The following is a 15,512-nucleotide window of genomic DNA, read 5'->3' on the forward strand; positions in this document are numbered from 1 at the left end:
GGTAAGCCGCTCTCCAGAGGAGGTCTCATTTCCGTGGCCTCCTCAACAAAACAAATTCCACCGCATATCATCAAATTTTCACGGCTTACAATCCAAGGGTCTTGTTTGCCATGACGTTCCCAAAATCATTGGCGGCGTTTGCCGTCTCGCTTGTCCTGGCGTCGACCTTTGGGCTCGCCGACGTCCTGACGTACCGGCTCGATCGCGAGACTCTCGATCGGGACGTCCGAAAAATCGTCGCCGACCATGGCGGACCGATCCGGGCCGGCCTCTGGATCGGCGGGCCCGCGGGGGAGGCGCTTTATGCGTCCGATCCCGGCGTAAACCTGCCCACCGCCAGCGCGATCAAGACGGCGTTCCTGATCGAGCTCTTCGCGCGGCACGCCGGCGCACTCGATGACAGCCCATCGGGCCTCGCGACGATCTTGAAGGACGAGCACCCGGCCGTGGCCCATTTCACCCCGGCGCAGCGGGACGAGATTCGCGAAGGGCTCAAAGGGGCGTCGGTCCGCCGGATCGGCGGGGTCATGATGGGTTCGGTCCCCGCCTCGAACATCGTGTACAACGCCGCCGCCAACGTCACCACGGCGCTCCTCGGCGGCCCGGAGGAATTGACCCAGGCGATCCATGACCGCGACCCTGCCTTCGCCCCGATCATGGTCCGCCGCTACATGCTGGCCGACCGCCGCGTCAAGGGAGACAACGAGGCCACCCCCGCGGCCCTGGCCGCGGTCCTGCAACGCCTGGCCACGCGGAAGGTCCCCGGACTCGACGCGGCCACGGTTGACGCGGTCCGCCGCTCGGTACTCACCAAGGACGAACCGAACCTGGGCCGGCACTACTGGAAGGACGGCGACCTCGCCACCGATCCCATCACCCACGTCGAGAGCGGCTGGTACGAGGCGGGGGACCACCCGATCGTCTACACCGTGATGGTCGCGCAACCGGACGCGGGCGGCCAAACCCGCGACGAGGCCCATCGCCACCTCACCGAGACGGCCAAGCGGCTGACCGACACCCTGGTCCACTCCGCCCTCGCCGTGGAAACCCGCTGAGGCTGTCCGTTCATCGGGTGACGGCCGCCGACTGGGTTTTTCGCGCCAACAGCTTGGCCCGTGGGTTCGCGTCCTCGGGCCAGGCAGGGAACGAGTTGATCAGGTATTCCTCGCGGACCCAGCCCCGGAACCGTTCGGCGGTGTGCGGCCAGTGGTGGGCATTCAACCAATCCTGATAGCTCAGCAGGGTCTGCCCCAACGGAGAATGTTCCAGCCCCCCGAACTGGCCGTACCTCAAGCCGAACTGCTTGAGCGCCTCCCGCGGAGCCGCCCCATCGAGCAGTTTGGCGACCGCGGCCGCAAAGCTACTGTGATCGATCCCGCGATAGCCCTGCACGACCACCGGACGCGGACAACTCTCAAGAATGTTCACCAACTGAATCATCAAATGCCTTGACGGCACCAATTCGTCACGCAGGTTGATCGTATAGAGCTCGACCTTGTGCGACTGGCAGACCTTCTGGTATTTCGCGAACCAGGTATGCCGTTGCGGGTCGCCGGTGAATGCCACGACGGTTCGCAAACCCTCGCGCCGGATCAGGGCGTCGAGGTCGCTCGGATTGAGGCGGGCACTGCGGTAGAGACGGCCCGGGATCTCCTCGTGGAGATTGTTGCCCCCCAGGAACCCGCGCGACGACCAGACGAAGCCGACCAGGAGAAGGGTCGCCACACCGAGCGAAAGCCTCCAGCCGAACTCCGGACCGAACCGCCCGGGCTTCGTCGTCCGCTTCCGGGCGCCGTTGATGATTTCACCGACCAGGCTCCGCCGCACGATCGTTTCATAGCTCAGGATGCTGAGGACGATCGACACCGCCGAAACGAGCAAGAACTTGAGCGGACCGGGCCAGGCGAGAGGCAGGAGCAGCACCTGCATCAGCACGACGATCGGCACGTGGATGATGTAGATCCAGAACGACGCCTCGCTCAGGAACCTCATGGTCGGCCCCCGCCCCTGGACCAACCGAAGCAGCACGCCCAGCCCGCCGAAGACGGTCAACCAGGAGAAGAGGGCCGCGCACACACAGAAGACGATCCGGAGCCCGCCCTGAAGCGGTGAGGCCGCGTGTTGGAGCAACAGCGGCAACATCCCCGCGAACAGAACCAGGGAGAGGGCCAGGTAGAGCCCGCCATAGGGCATGAGCCGCTGCTTCGGCTCGCGGACCTTGGAGATCCACCCTCCCACGGCGAAGAAGAAGGCGTAGTGGAGCAATCGAAACAGGTTCGGCACAATCACGTTGTCAACCCGGAGCATCGTGTCCGAATCGACGAGGAAGATCAGGGTCGTCGGGATCGCGAACAGAAGCGGGCGCCACGCGGAGCCGAGCAACCGCGTCGGCAACGCTTCCTGATCCCGATCCTGGAGTTCCGATCGTCGGCCCCACTTCAACTTGCGGTGCAGAGTCCAGGCACCGCACCAGAGGACGCAGACCAGGAACAGGTATTCGAGAAACCAGAGGTGCCCAAAACCGTAGAGGTTGTGGCGAACCGTGGGGGGGAACCGCCAGCTCAGGATGTGGCCCAAGTCGCAGCGTCCGGTGGCCATGAGCCCGTAGCCCCAGATCAGATAGAACGCAGGCAGGACGGTCAAGCAACCGAACAGCAGGGGACGCAACAGTCGGTGCGCCCGATGGTTCAGGAAAACGCGCGGACCGCGCGACTCGCAGGCCGCGGGCGCGGAGACTCCCGCGGCCAGAAAGAAGACGGGCATCGCCAGCCCGTTCACCCAATAGATGAACGCGTCAAAGCCCGTGAACCCCGAGGCGTCGTAAGCCACCCACATCGTCAACCGGAGCGGCGTCGCCACATAGGTCAAGGCCGCGTGATAGAGGACCACGAGGAAGGTGGTCACAACCCGCAACGACTCGAGGGCATGCCCCAACTGGGCGGGATCGCCACCTTTTGCGGGCGAAGCGCCTCCCGCTCCTCCGCTCGCACGCGCGGGGCGCGCTGGCCTGGCCTTGGTCTCATCCATGACAATACCACGTTCCTTCGCGATACCTCGGCGGCCCGATGGTTCCGTATCGGGAGAATCGCTCCCCGCGGGACGCTCAAACGCAACTGCCGGTCGTGCGACTTCTGAGCCTTGGGGGAAGAGTCGTCATCGTAGCGGAAAGCCCCGTAATCTCAATCGGTTCGCTTCGATTCGATTCGGTCCGTTTCCGCGCAAGGGTCGAACTCTCGGCCCCTCGTCGTACCATTCGTCTCGAGGAACGACCACTCTTGACATGATAAGCAAGAAGGCAATCCCCCGGTTCCGATTGCGCCCATTTTGCGGCATGTGCGACCGGTTCAACGGGCGGCTGATCGTCGGGTCCCCAACGTCTGAGTTCCGTAGGGTGGGCACGGCTCACCATCCCGATCTCCTTGCCAAAAGGGAGGTTAAGATGGTGGGCCGTGCCCACCCTACGGGAATCGTGAGCCCCACTGAGGATTCCAAGGCCGACCGCGCCGAAGCCGGGAAAAAACGGGTTCGGCGAAGCTCGACCCAGGATCGGCCCGAAATCTCTTACCAGGAAATTAGGGCTGCGCCGAGACGGCCGCGGCCTGGCTCGCGCGGCCAATCGCCTCGGCGATCGGCGGCGCCGCGGCTGGGACGGCGGCGCAGTAGTCTTCACCGAGGAAAGCGGCGAGCGTCGCGGCCACCTGGGACTGGGTCACCACGGCGGTGTCCTTGCGCTCGCCGAGCGCGGGTGTGTCGGGACCGAGGACGGCGACCCAGATAGCGTCCGAGCCTTTCGTATTCTCGCCATGGTCGCGCCAGCCCCGAGGCGGGTCGCCCCGGCCGTGATCGGTCGTCACGATCATCGTGGTCGTGTCACGATACTCCGGCCGCGATTGCAGTGTGTCCCAGAGCTGCTTGAGGTTGGCGTCAACGTCATGCGCGGCTCGAAGGTAATGGTCGTACCGGCCGCCGTGGGAAAACTCGTCGGTATCGCCCAGGCTGAGGTAGAGCACCCGAGGCGTCTGATGCTTGAGTGTCTCCATGGCCACCGGGAACGTGAACGCGTCATGCCGGCAACCCTCCCAGAGACGGGGCGACTGCATCATGACCTGATTGAGCAAGACCTGGCTTTCATTGAGGGACTTGCCGGCCAGTGCCAACGCCTCCCACCCCGCGTTGACGGACAGGCCGCTTCGCTTGACGTTCAGGATGTAGGGAAAGAGGTCCCACGAACCGACTGTCTCGACCTTGCCTTGATACCCCGGCTTGTGGTTGAGCCACTCCAGCACGCTTACGTTCGAGTTGGGCACCTTGTCGTTGCTATTGATCCGCGCATCGGCCGCCCCGGTCAGGAGCTCGTTATATCCGGGATAGGAGAAATTCTTGCCGTTGGTCACTCGCGCCGGGCTTCCCTTGTCGGCATTGCCGTAGAGTTGCCCCTCGCGGGCGACGGTCTTCCAGAGGAACGGCATGAGGGCCTCGCGCCGCGCCTCGACCCCGTCGCGCCAGTAGTCGCGACGCAGGGCGTCCACGTTAGCGACCCCGCCGTCCTTCTTGTTGATCAACGACTCCTCAGCGCCTCGGAACACTTCCTGCCACCGCAGGCCGTCCGTCGTCACCAGCACCACGTTACGAGTCGCAAGGGGTGGTCGAGCCCCAGGTTCGGCCCCCCGCGAGACCGTGACGCCAATCTGGAAAACCGCGAGTGCGAGAGCAAGAGCGAATCGAGGGACTGTCATCATGAGGAGCATCCTGTCCGGCTTGGGCGTGGGAGAGAGACCTGGCGACCGGTGCGCTTTTGGTCCTTGGGCAGAACGGGACATTCTAACCACCTCGGTCAATTCTCACACCCGGTCAGGCCCCGGGGCCCGCCCTGGGACCAGGAGGGATCACTTCACCGGCACCAGCGTCTGGGTATAGACGTCGAATCCACCATCGCGGTTCGAGACATAGGTGATCCCCCGGCCGTCGGGGGTCCAGGTCGGAAAGGTGTCACGGAGCGGGTGTTGCGAGAAGTTCCAGGGGTCAGAGCCGTCAGCCCCGGCGAGGTAAACTTCGAACTGACCGTCGCGATTCGAGACGAAGGCGAGCCGAGCCCCGTCGGGGGAATAGGCGGGATAGTCGTCGAGGCCGGGGCTGCGGGTCAGGCGCTGCACGCCGGTCCCATCGGGCCGAACCGCAGCAAGCTCCAGGCCCTCCCACCGGTCGGTGGCAAACGCGATCCACTTGCCATAGGGCGACCAGCAAGGGTGGGCGTCGAGGCCAGGACTCTGGGTCAGCCGGATGAGGTCGGAGCCATCGGCCTTGGCGGTGTAGATCTCCTGGTTCCCGTCGTGGGTCGAGCTGAAGGCGAACCTCTGGCCGTCGGGCGACCACGAGGGCCAATCCTGATGGGCGAGCGGGCCTTGGTCGGCGACCACGGTTTTCATACCGGTGCCGTCGGCATCGATCAGAGCGAGATCAAGGTTCCCCTGGGTCCCGGACAAGCTGATCGCCGTGAAGACGACCCGCGACCCATCGGGAGAAAAGGCCCCGTTGTACTCCGGAGTCTTGCGATCGGTGAGCCGCCGCGCGGGAGCGGATGACGATCGGACATCGAGCACATATTCCCAGATCCGCGAACCACCCAACTCGTGACGCGCAAACAAGAGCCGATGCCCGTCCGGCGCCCAACTCGGCCGCTGCTTGTCGAGCCCGTCGTGGGTCAGGCGGACAAGTTGCCCGCCTGGTTGAACTGAAGGCCGATCCTCACTCCCCGAGCCAATCGAGATTGCGAGCGTGACCAACAAAGCCAAGAGGATCGTTCTGGTCATCGACAAACACCTAAATACAGCGATCAGAACAGATCCTCAATCACGTCACCCATCGGGGCAAGTCCAACCCCGGTGAGCGCCGTCGTATCAATGCCGAGCCGGGCGAGGATCGTGGTCCCGAGGTCGGCCGGAGTGACGGGACGGTCCTTGGGATGCTCGCCACGGCGGTCGGATGAGCCGATGACCCGGCCCCCTTGAACGCCGCCCCCCGCGACCAGGGCGCTGTAGCAATTGTTCCAGTGATCGCGGCCGGCACGGTCGTTGATCCTCGGGGTACGGCCGAACTCGCCCACGGCAACCACCAGGGTCGAGTCGAGCAGGCCGCGGTCGTGGAGGTCGTCGAGGAGCGCGGAGAGGGCCCGGTCGAACATCCAGCCGTGTCGGTCCTGCATGATTTGGAAGTAGCGGTCGTGCATGTCCCAGCCGCCGTCCCCGGCATCTTCGGGCCCTTCGACGTGCGTGCTCCAGTTGACCTGAACAAAGGGAATTCCCGACTCGACGAGCCGGCGCGCAATCAGGCAGCATTGCCCGAACCGGTGGGGACCGTACGCCTCACGCAGGGGCCGCGGTTCACGCGCGACGTCAAGAGCCGCCAGGCTCTGGCGCGATGCAATCAAGGTGCGTGCCAGTTCGTAGTGCCGCTTCAGCCGTTCGGACGGGAGCGGCGCCGCCGGCGGGTTCGGCACGGACGATTCGAGCCCCTGAAGCAGGTCCCACCGCGCACCAAGTCGGGCGGCGTTGACCCCATCGGGCAGCGTCACCTCGGGCAGTTTCAGCCCCACCCCCGGTTCGTAGTCCAGCCGGAACGGGTCATAGGTACTGCCGAGCGATCCGCCCCCCTCACCGACGACTCGCTTGAGCCCCTGGTGCAGTGGACTGCCCAGGATGATGTAAGGCGGAAGCGACCCAGGCTTGCCCCGCTTCAATCGCCCCACGATCGCGCCGGTGCTCGGACGCATCGCCCGGCTATTCTCTGCGCCTCCGAGCCCGACCGCCCCAGCAATCGTCCCCGTCAGCGCGATCGTCCCGGCTACCCCATGATCGTTCGACTCATGATGCATCCCCCGGAGCAAGGCAAACCGATCGGCACGCCGCGCCAATCCAGGCAACAGTTCGCAGACCCGCAATCCGGGCACCGGCGTGGCGATCGAATCAAACGGTCCTCGATACTCGACCGGCGCATCCGGCTTCATATCAAACGTATCGAGGTGGCTCGGACCACCCCAAAGCCAGAGCACGATCACCGCCCGAGCCGGGGGCGAGCCAGCGCCGGCGGCCGCCCGCAGCGCCAGGTAGTCGCCCAGCGTCAAGCCAAGCGCCCCGAGCGTGCCCACCCGCAGAAAGGCGCGCCGCGACGATCCGCCGCAGGTCTTTCCATAGGTGATTCCAAAATTGAGCATTAAATCAACCACGATCGGTCGTGACGATCACCCCTCTCGGCACCCTCTGCGGTTTCAGAATACCAGAGGGGTCGCGACCCGTCAGGCACTCAGCGCCAGATTCCGAACGATCCACCAAAGAAAGGGGGCCTGAGCTGCGGCTCAGGCCCCCTTGCACGAATCCGTTGGGGAAGTGACCCGAGATTCACTCGCCGGCAGCGGCGGCGGCGGTGGTCTCAGGCAGGGAGACGGCTTCGATCAGAGGGGTTTGCTTGCCCTTGTTGTTGCCGCCAACGGCCAGGAGGGTGCGGCCAGGGCCGGGCAGGAGGCGGTGGCCGGTTCGGGGCAGAGCCCAGGCACCGACCGATTCCCAGGCATCGCCGGCCGGGTTGAGCCGGTAGATTCGACCCGTGGCGCCGCTGTAGTAGAGCCGGTTGTCGACGGCGAACGAGGCCGTGCCGAACCCCTCGTTGGGCAGGCCGGCCGGAAGCTCGGGGCCGAGCGCCCACGTCCCCGTCTTGGGGTCGTAAACATCCACACGATTAATCACCTTCATGCTACCGGCGACCAGTCCGCCGAGAACATAGAGCTTGCCCCCCTGCGCGCCCACCGAGTGGGCCCGGCGCTGGAACGGCTGGGGAATGACCTTCCAGCCGGCGTCGGGGTGGTCGAGGTCGAAGGAGAGCGCGGTCTCAGGATAAGGCGCCAACTTCGAGTCGCCCGCCATCGTCCAGCCCCCGGTCACGTAGACCGTCCGGCCGACCACCACAGCGTCGTGGGTCGACCGGGCTTCGGGCATGTCGGCGAGCTTGGTCCAGGTCTTGGTTTCGGGATCGAACCGGGAGAAGTCGGCGACCGAGTAGAGGTCATGGGGTTCGCCGAGCTTGTTCTTGGCGAACATCCCGCCGACCCGGTAGAGGTACTGGTCGTCAGCGACCAAGGCCCCCCCTTGAAGGTCCTGCTCCACCGGCAGCTCTTCCCAGGTCTTGCGGTCCTCGAGATTCAGACGGCGGAAGCGCTTCGTGGTCGTCTCGGTGCCGTAGCGATGGGTCTGGCCGACGTGACCGCTATAGACATAGAGCCACTTCCCCAGCACCGCGCCGCCGAAGCTGTTGACGGCCGGGGCGGACATCGTGGCAAAGCTTGTGGCAGGAACCGCGTCAACGGCCGAGGCGGTGGCGGAATCTTGCTCCGACGGGTTGTAGGTGAACGTCGCGTAGTAACGGGTTTCCGCGTAGTCCTTGCCATCCTTCGAACCTGCGGTGGGATCGACCCAGTTGGCCCAGAGGGCGGACGTCCCCTCGGCGATCCCGGCGATGGTGGCATGTCCCTGCTCGTCGGCGGTCGCATCGGTGGGCTCACCGGTCGCCGGATAGACCTTGATCCGAGCCTTGGCAACCGACTTGCCTTCGAACAGGACTTCGACGACCGGCTTGCCCTCAAGGTTGATCAGGCGCACGCGAAGCTTGTCGCTTCCCTCCTTGACGGTGGGAGCGATCAGGCCGGACTGGCTCCGCGCCATGTACTGAAGGCGATAGGTCTTTCCCCCTTTCGTCTTCACACCGAGGTCATGCTCGGTGTCGACCGTCGTGGGGGGCTTGCCGGCCCAGTCGGCGTTCCGCGACGCTTCGCCCTGAGTCGACGGCAGGGTCTGGCCGTCCACCTTCAGCTCAAGGTTCTTGGTGTACTTCACGAACGCGGCATCGGGTTCAGGCTGCTCGTTGAAGAACGCCCGGATCGTCGCCGCGCCGCCGGGCTGCTTGGCCGGTTCGACCTTGAGCCAGATGAAGTGCGCCAAGGCGATCTGGGGGAGGATCAACGCCGTGCCCAATGCGACCAAGAAAGACTTCAAAAAGCGAGGCCGAATCAATGGTAGCTCCTTTGATAAAACAAGCGTTTCCGCACACCCTAACTATTCACGCACTAACAGTCGTCTAAGCATAAGTTTCGAGCAGGCGGCGCCCCACCGAGGTGGTGTTGGGACCCGTCATTCTCCTTCCGGCAACTCTTTCATGCGGCGGTGTGCTTGGGCTTCTTGCTGGCGGCGAAGGGCCCGAAACTGCTCGTCCTGCTCACGGGCCTTCTTACCCGCCACGGAATCGGCGCTAACGACCGGGCTGGCCGGTTCGACAATTTCCCCGGGACCGCAGCCGGCGAGCATCCCCGCGGCGACGAAAACCAGGAGCAACGATCCATGCTTACCCAGGATGCTGCGTCGCATTGCAAGAGACTCCGCTCCTTTGCGGCAGGTATCGAGTCCCGGATCAGTCGCGATCGGAGAAGAGCACATTTTCCCACGCCCCTGGTCGACGAAAGCGACTTTAAAACAAGTGAAAAGCAGTCTGAGTCGTAATGATTCGGCCTCTCACAACGGTCAAAATCGTAGAAAAGGAGGGGCTCGAGCCGCGACTCAAGCCCCTCCCTTGGACGGAGTCCATGGTGGAAATGACCCGAAGCTTATTCGCCCGCAGAGGGTGCGGGCGCCTCAGGCAGGGGGATGGCTTCGATGACGGGAGTTTGGCGTCCCTTGGCGTTGCCGCCGACGGCCAGGAGGGTACGTCCCGGCCCCGGGAGGACGCGGTGGGTAATTCGAGGCAGCGACCAGGCGCCGATCGACTCCCAGGCGTCGCCGGCCTGGCTGAGCCGATAGATCCGACCCGAGGCACCGCTGTAGTAAAGCTGGTTGTTCACGGTGAAGGCCGACGTTCCGAACCCTTCGGTGCGGCCGCCGCCGGGAAGCTCGGGGCCCTTCGCCCACGTCTCCGTCTTGGGGTCGTAAACATCAACACGTCGCTCAACCTTCATGCCGCCTCCGACGAGGCCGCCGAGGACGACGAGCTTGCCCCCCTGCTCCGCCACCGAAAGCGCCCGGCGCTGGAACGGCTGCGGGATCACCTTCCAGCCGGCTTCGGGATGGTCGAGGTCGAACGCGAGCGTGCTCTTGGGATAGGGCGACTCGTTCGTTTCACCCGTCTCGCCGCCCATCGTCCAGCCCCCCGCGACGTAGATCGTGCGGCCGATGACCACGGCGTCGTGCGTCGACCGGGCTTCGGGCATGTCGGCGAGCTTGGTCCAGGTCTTGGTCTCGGGATCAAACCGGGAGAAGTCGGCGACCGAGTAGAGGTCCTGGTCTTCGCCCGCCTTGTTCTTGGCGGCCATTCCGCCGATCCGGTAGAGGGCCTTGTCGTCGGCGACCAGGGCCACGCCCTGGAGATCCTTCTCCAGCGGCAGGTCTTCCCAGGTCTTCCGATCTTCCAGGTTCAGCCGGCGAAAATGCTTGTCGGTCGTCTCCTCGCTGTAGCGGTGGGTCCGGCCGATGTGACCGCTGTAGACGTAGAGCCACTTCCCGAGCACCGCACCACCGAAGCTGTTCACGGCCGGCTCGGGCATCGTGGCGAAACTGGTTGACGGGGTGTCTTGGCCCGCCGTAGCGTTGGTCTGAGCCTTCTCCGGAGGGTTGTAGGTGAACGTCGCGTAGTAACGGGTTTCGGCGTAATCCTTGCCATCCTTCGCCCCGGGAGTCTCATCGACCCAGTTGGCCCAGAGAGCGGACGTCCCTTCGGCGATCCCGGCGATGGTCGCACGTCCCTGGTCGTCGGCCGCGGCTTCGGTCGGCTCGCCGGACGCGGGATAGACCTTGATCTTGGCCTTGGCCACCGGCTTGCCGTCGAAGAGGACTTCAACCAACGGCTTGCCGCCGTCCTCGATCAGGCGAACGCGGAGCTTGTCGGCCCCTTCCTTGGCGGTGGGAGCAAGCGGCCCGGACTGGGCGCGGGCCGTGTACTGAAGCCGGAACGGCTTCTTCCCCTTGGTCATCACCCCGAGGTCGTGCTCGGTATCGACCGTCGCGGGGAGCTTGCCCGCCCAGTCGGCGTTCCGCGACTCCTCGCCCTGCGTCGACGGGACGACTTGGCCATCCACCTTCAGTTGGAGGTTCTTGGTGTATTTGACGAAATCGGCGTCGGGCTCGGGCTGTTCGTTGAAGAAGGCCCGGATCGTCGCGGTCCCACCAGGCTGCTTGGCCGGTTCGGCCTTGAGCCAAATGAAATGCGCCCAGGCGAGTTGGGGAAGGATCGACGCCGTGGCCAGCGCGACCGCGAATGACTTCAAAAAGCGACGCGGAATCAAGGGGGAGCTCCTTTGGCTGATTCGTAATCTCAGCATCAAATCAATAAATCGAACTGAATTGGGCCTCGATTCGCCCACAGATCTCGATCCAGGGGCGACAAGTGGCGATCGCGATGGGCAACGCGCCCGTCTCTAAGCCATTGGCCTCGGTTTTCTTTGATCTTCTGATGGGTGACCGGAGGGACGCAATGGCCGCTGGGTGCCACGGGTTGTACTCAACCCGTGAGCGATCGCCCAGGTTTTTGGCTCACGGGTTGAGTACAACCCGTGGCACCCAATGGCTTGCACATCATTCAATATCAAGGAAAACCAGGTCCACCTACTTAGCCCTCTTCCGGCAAGCCCTTAATGCGCTTGCGGGCCTTCGCTTCTTCCTTGCTGCGGAGCAACCGCAGTTGCTCGTCCTGCTCACGAGCCTTCTTCGCCGCCTCGGATTCGGCGTTGGCGATGGGGCTGGCCGGTTCGGCAATATTCCCGGAACCGCAGCCAGGGAGGATCCCGGCGGCGAGGACCACCAAGAGCAACGGAACAAGTTTGGTCAGAATGCTGCGTTGCATTGTGAGAGACTCCGCTCCTTTGCGGCCGGTTTCGTGACCCGGATCAGTAACTGTCGGAGGAGAGCACTTCTCCGCCGCCCATGGACGACAGGCCTTGATAGACGCTGATCGCGATCGAGTCCTTGATCGCACGAATCCCGCCGTCGCCGAACAGGAAATTGGTGGTGCCAGGGTGCGACGAGCGGAAGTTGGTCAGCCGCTGGCCTTCGGCGGGCATTGCGGCGCCCGGTGGCGTGAAGTCGGTATACGAATCCGCGCCACAATCGTTCAGCTTGTAGGGAGAGCCGACCGAGTCGACCGTACGGCCAACCAGCCCACCGATGATCCGCGTCGTCGCGGTCCCCTGGACCCAGGTTCGGGACCGTCCATAAGCCATAAACATCAAGTTATCATACTGCACCGGCCCCGCGGGATTGTAAGAGGCCAACGGTACGCAGACGCGGCTGGACCCGACGCCCGAGGCGTAGTACTTGTTGCGCGGGTTGCCACCGGCCGACTCACCCATCAAAAACGTATTGCTGGTGCCGTCGGTAATCTCGGCCAGGGTCGTCGCCGTGTCGAAACCGAAGGGACCGCTCCGACTGGTCTCGCCATAGCCCTTGACAACGTAGCGGTTGGCGCCCCCGTTGAAGAGGTAGTCGGTGACCGCCGCCTTCGAGACCGTCCAACCGTCGCTGGTCGTGGCCCCGACCTCACCCGTCGCTCGATTCGACGGGCAGAGGAAAACGCCGAACTGGAGGGCGAAACCAGTACTATTGCCCCACTGCGACCAGCCCTGAATCCCGGCCGACGAAACCAGGCTGAAATTGAACGTGTTGTACGCCGAGGTCTGCTCGATATACGGAAGCAAGAAGCTGTACCCCGTGTAATTCATATACACAGACATCTGCCCCCCTTGCGCGGCCGGCGGCAGAACGTTATGCGTTCCCAAATAATTGTGGAGCGCCAGGCCGACCTGCTTGAGGTTGTTCGTGCACTGCATGCGGCGGGCCGCCTCGCGTGCCGCCTGCACCGCCGGCAACAACAAGGCAATCAGGACGGCGATGATCGCGATCACAACCAGCAGTTCGATCAGCGTAAAGCCGCCACGTTCACGTCGATGACGTTGAGTAGGATAGGTATTCATGAAGGGCGTTTCTTCCATCAGCAGAGGTCAATGACCAGGCTGGACCAGAGCCGGGTCACCTGCAAATCGCTCTCAATTTGGCCGCCGACCTTGAGAGGATCTCGAAGGCCATGCGATGATGATTTTTTTTGCGGCGGGAAACCGCTGTCTGCAGTTCAGATCGGCACGACCACCCACGGCGTGGCCACTTGCAGGACCTGACGAATGCAACGGCTGGTAGGCGGACTCGATCCCTTGCGAACTCAAGAGAACCGAATGGGCGTCACGACGTTGAGGGATCGGGGGGAGCCGCACTTAGACACGGCTGGAAAACCCGTCGTCATGAAAGACCTTGGATGAGAACAAGGACTCATCCGATGGGACCAGCATCGGAAGTCCAATATTGTCCAGCTTGGCTGCAACTGAGATTCAGTCTCGCCGGAAATCAATCTACTGATCGACGGGGCCGACGTCAACGGGGTCGTGTCGAATCGACACCGGACTCGAAATCCGGACGCCGTTGGCGAACGCGCAGGTCGCACGGTTTGAGACGGCTGAACCGGCTCTGCCCCGGCGTTCTGATCGATCCCAATCGAGGTGTGGACGGCCCGCTCGTTGTGGGCACGGATTCCTGTCCTGGCAGGGACAATGCCCGCCGATTCGTGACAGGGGTCAAGGCGTCGCGGCTCGACTCCGCTCAAGGCCCAACGCAAAGTAGAAAGGGGGCCTGAGCTGCGGCTCAGGCCCCCCTTTTTGCACAAATCGTTGGGTGAAGTGACCGGAAATTTCACGCGCCGGCAACGGCGACGGCGGTGGTTTCTGGCAGGGGGAGGGCTTCGGTGACGGGAGTGGGGTGTTCCTTGGCGTTTCCGCCGACAGCCAGGAGGGTGCGTCCCGGCCCTGGAAGGACACGGTGGGGAATTCGAAGCCGAGTCGAGGCGAGGCGTCCCCCAACGCCCAGGCATCGCCCATTTGGCTGAGCTGAGCTCAACGGATCGATTCGGTCCGATGTGTGGCGGGAGTCGAAGCGATTCGAGGCGCGGCTCAATAGCTATCGGCGGAGATCACCTCGCTCCCCCCCGTGGTGGACAATCCCTGGTAGACGCTGGGTGCGATTGCGTCCTTGATCGCGCGAACGCCTCCATCCCCGAACAGGAAATTCGTCGTGCCAGGGTGTGCCGATCGGAAATTGGGCAACTTCTGCGCGCTCGTCGGGTACGCGGAGCCGGGGGGGGCATCAAACACGTCGGTCCCCGATTCGGCGCCGCAGTCGTTGAGCTTGTACGGAGCTCCGACCAAGTCCACGGTGCGCGCCACCAACCCACCGATGATGCGAGCGGTTGCCGTGCCCTGGGTCCAGGTCCGGGAACGCCCATAGGCCATAAACATCAAATTATCATAGTAAACGGGAACCGCCGCATTGTAAGAGGCCAACGGAAGGCAGACGCGGCTGGCCCCCGCGCCCGAGGCATAGTATTTGTTGCGACCGTTGCCGCCAATCGCCTCACCCATAAGAAAGGTGTTGCTGGTACCGTCGCGAAACTCGGCCAGTCTGGTCGCCGTGTCGAAGCCGAAGGGGCCCATTCGATCGGATTCGCCGTAGCCCTTTATCACGTAGCGGCCGGCGCCGCCGTTGAAGAGGTAGTCGGTGACCGCCGCTTTCGGGACCGACCAGCCGTCACTGCTCGTAGCCCCAACCTCACCTGTCGCCCGATTCGACGGGCAGAGAAAAACGCCGAACTGAAGGCCGAAACCGGTGCTGTTGCCCCACTGCGACCAGCCCTGAATGGGAATCGAGCCTCCCGATGTCAGACTGAAGTTGAAGATGTTGAACGCCGCGGTTTGCTCAATGTGAGGCAGGAGGAAACTATAGCCCGTGTAGTTCATATACACATAGCCATATCCACCCTGCGCCGCCGGTGGGAGGACGTTGTGCGAGTCCAGATAATTGTGCAGCGCCAGGCCGAGCTGCTTGAGGTTGTTCGTGCACTGCATGCGGCGGGCCGCTTCGCGAGCCGCCTGCACCGCGGGCAACAACAAGGCAATCAGGACGGCGATGATCGCGATCACAACCAGCAGTTCGATCAGCGTAAAACCACCACGTCCACGTCGACTGGGTTGAGGAGTCATGAAAGGCGCTTCTTCCATCAGCAAAGTTCGATGACCGGACTGGACCAGAGCCGGGTCATCCGCAAGGTTCAATCCAACGGCCGGCCTCGAGGGCCAAGCGATTCTGCTGCCAAGCTTACGGGGACATGCTGTCCCCCCAGTCCGTTCGGGCTGACATCCGCGGCGTGACCACCCGTGAGAAGGTGACCGTCGCAATCGGCACGTGGGTTGGCTCAGTCCCGGAGCGGCTCAGCCCCACCGACACAGGCGAGACGAGGTGAGGAGGAATCGGGATCCGCCGCGAGACTCCACGGCTACATGACCCGGTATCATGGAAGATCCTGACTGGAATCCGAGGACCAAGCCGACAGGACCAGCGTCGGCAGGCCGATGTGGTTTTTCTGAAACTGAGATTCAGTCTCAG

General features: G+C 63.8%; 11 protein-coding genes. 1 reads left to right on the forward strand and 10 read right to left on the reverse strand.

What is annotated here, in order from left to right:
- Positions 1-110: 110 nt before the first annotated feature.
- Positions 111-1,055 (forward strand): serine hydrolase, encoded by a 945-nt coding sequence (locus tag BUS42_RS16175; protein WP_074307912.1) that lies wholly within the window; start codon positions 111-113, stop codon positions 1,053-1,055.
- A 10-nt stretch (positions 1,056-1,065) separates the two neighbouring features.
- Here the strand turns inward: BUS42_RS16175 and BUS42_RS16180 are convergent, their stop codons facing one another.
- The 10 genes from BUS42_RS16180 to BUS42_RS16225 all read right to left on the reverse strand — a co-directional run bounded on the left by BUS42_RS16180 (position 1,066) and on the right by BUS42_RS16225 (position 15,109).
- Positions 1,066-3,027, reverse strand: coding sequence for an acyltransferase family protein (locus tag BUS42_RS16180; RefSeq protein WP_074307914.1), 1,962 nt, complete (start codon positions 3,025-3,027; stop codon positions 1,066-1,068).
- Positions 3,028-3,572: 545 nt separating this feature from the next.
- Positions 3,573-4,739 carry an alkaline phosphatase family protein gene (locus tag BUS42_RS16185; protein ID WP_074307916.1) on the reverse strand — a complete coding sequence of 389 codons (1,167 nt, stop codon included), beginning with the start codon at positions 4,737-4,739 and terminating at the stop codon, positions 3,573-3,575.
- A 147-nt stretch (positions 4,740-4,886) separates the two neighbouring features.
- Positions 4,887-5,810, reverse strand: coding sequence for a TolB family protein (locus tag BUS42_RS16190; RefSeq protein ID WP_074307918.1), 924 nt, complete (start codon positions 5,808-5,810; stop codon positions 4,887-4,889).
- Between the two features lie 23 nt (positions 5,811-5,833).
- Positions 5,834-7,210, reverse strand: a complete 1,377-nt coding sequence (locus tag BUS42_RS16195) for a DUF1501 domain-containing protein (RefSeq protein WP_074307920.1) — start codon at positions 7,208-7,210, stop codon at positions 5,834-5,836.
- Between the two features lie 184 nt (positions 7,211-7,394).
- The gene (locus BUS42_RS16200; RefSeq protein ID WP_074307922.1) at positions 7,395-9,059 is read right to left on the reverse strand and encodes an FBX42 beta-propeller domain-containing protein; all 1,665 of its coding nucleotides are present in this window, start codon (positions 9,057-9,059) and stop codon (positions 7,395-7,397) included.
- 117 nt (positions 9,060-9,176) lie between these two features.
- Entirely contained in the window at positions 9,177-9,410 is a 234-nt protein-coding gene (locus BUS42_RS16205; protein WP_074307923.1) for a hypothetical protein, read from the reverse strand.
- Positions 9,411-9,646: 236 nt separating this feature from the next.
- A complete protein-coding gene (locus tag BUS42_RS16210; protein ID WP_074307925.1) occupies positions 9,647-11,317 on the reverse strand; it encodes a Kelch repeat-containing protein in 1,671 nt (556 codons plus the stop codon).
- A 323-nt stretch (positions 11,318-11,640) separates the two neighbouring features.
- Positions 11,641-11,874 (reverse strand): hypothetical protein, encoded by a 234-nt coding sequence (locus BUS42_RS16215; RefSeq protein ID WP_074307927.1) that lies wholly within the window; start codon positions 11,872-11,874, stop codon positions 11,641-11,643.
- A gap of 43 nt (positions 11,875-11,917) precedes the next feature.
- The gene (locus BUS42_RS16220) at positions 11,918-13,000 is read right to left on the reverse strand and encodes a DUF1559 domain-containing protein (protein ID WP_074307929.1); all 1,083 of its coding nucleotides are present in this window, start codon (positions 12,998-13,000) and stop codon (positions 11,918-11,920) included.
- 1,023 nt (positions 13,001-14,023) lie between these two features.
- Positions 14,024-15,109 (reverse strand): DUF1559 domain-containing protein, encoded by a 1,086-nt coding sequence (locus BUS42_RS16225; protein ID WP_074311132.1) that lies wholly within the window; start codon positions 15,107-15,109, stop codon positions 14,024-14,026.
- Between the last annotated feature and the right edge of the window lie 403 nt (positions 15,110-15,512).

The sequence above is a fragment of the Singulisphaera sp. GP187 genome (assembly GCF_900129635.1).
Taxonomy (GTDB): Bacteria; Planctomycetota; Planctomycetia; order Isosphaerales; family Isosphaeraceae; genus Singulisphaera.

Excerpts from the sequence above, each read along its gene's own strand:
- BUS42_RS16175 (WP_074307912.1), top strand. The coding sequence starts at position 111 with ATGACGTTCCCAAAATCATTGGCGGCGTTTGCCGTCTCGCTTGTCCTG.
- BUS42_RS16185 (WP_074307916.1), bottom strand. The coding sequence starts at position 4,739 with ATGATGACAGTCCCTCGATTCGCTCTTGCTCTCGCACTCGCGGTTTTC.
- BUS42_RS16220 (WP_074307929.1), bottom strand. The coding sequence starts at position 13,000 with ATGAATACCTATCCTACTCAACGTCATCGACGTGAACGTGGCGGCTTT.
- BUS42_RS16195 (WP_074307920.1), bottom strand. The coding sequence starts at position 7,210 with ATGCTCAATTTTGGAATCACCTATGGAAAGACCTGCGGCGGATCGTCG.
- BUS42_RS16215 (WP_074307927.1), bottom strand. The coding sequence starts at position 11,874 with ATGCAACGCAGCATTCTGACCAAACTTGTTCCGTTGCTCTTGGTGGTC.
- BUS42_RS16180 (WP_074307914.1), bottom strand. The coding sequence starts at position 3,027 with ATGGATGAGACCAAGGCCAGGCCAGCGCGCCCCGCGCGTGCGAGCGGA.
- BUS42_RS16205 (WP_074307923.1), bottom strand. The coding sequence starts at position 9,410 with ATGCGACGCAGCATCCTGGGTAAGCATGGATCGTTGCTCCTGGTTTTC.
- BUS42_RS16225 (WP_074311132.1), bottom strand. The coding sequence starts at position 15,109 with ATGACTCCTCAACCCAGTCGACGTGGACGTGGTGGTTTTACGCTGATC.
- BUS42_RS16190 (WP_074307918.1), bottom strand. The coding sequence starts at position 5,810 with ATGACCAGAACGATCCTCTTGGCTTTGTTGGTCACGCTCGCAATCTCG.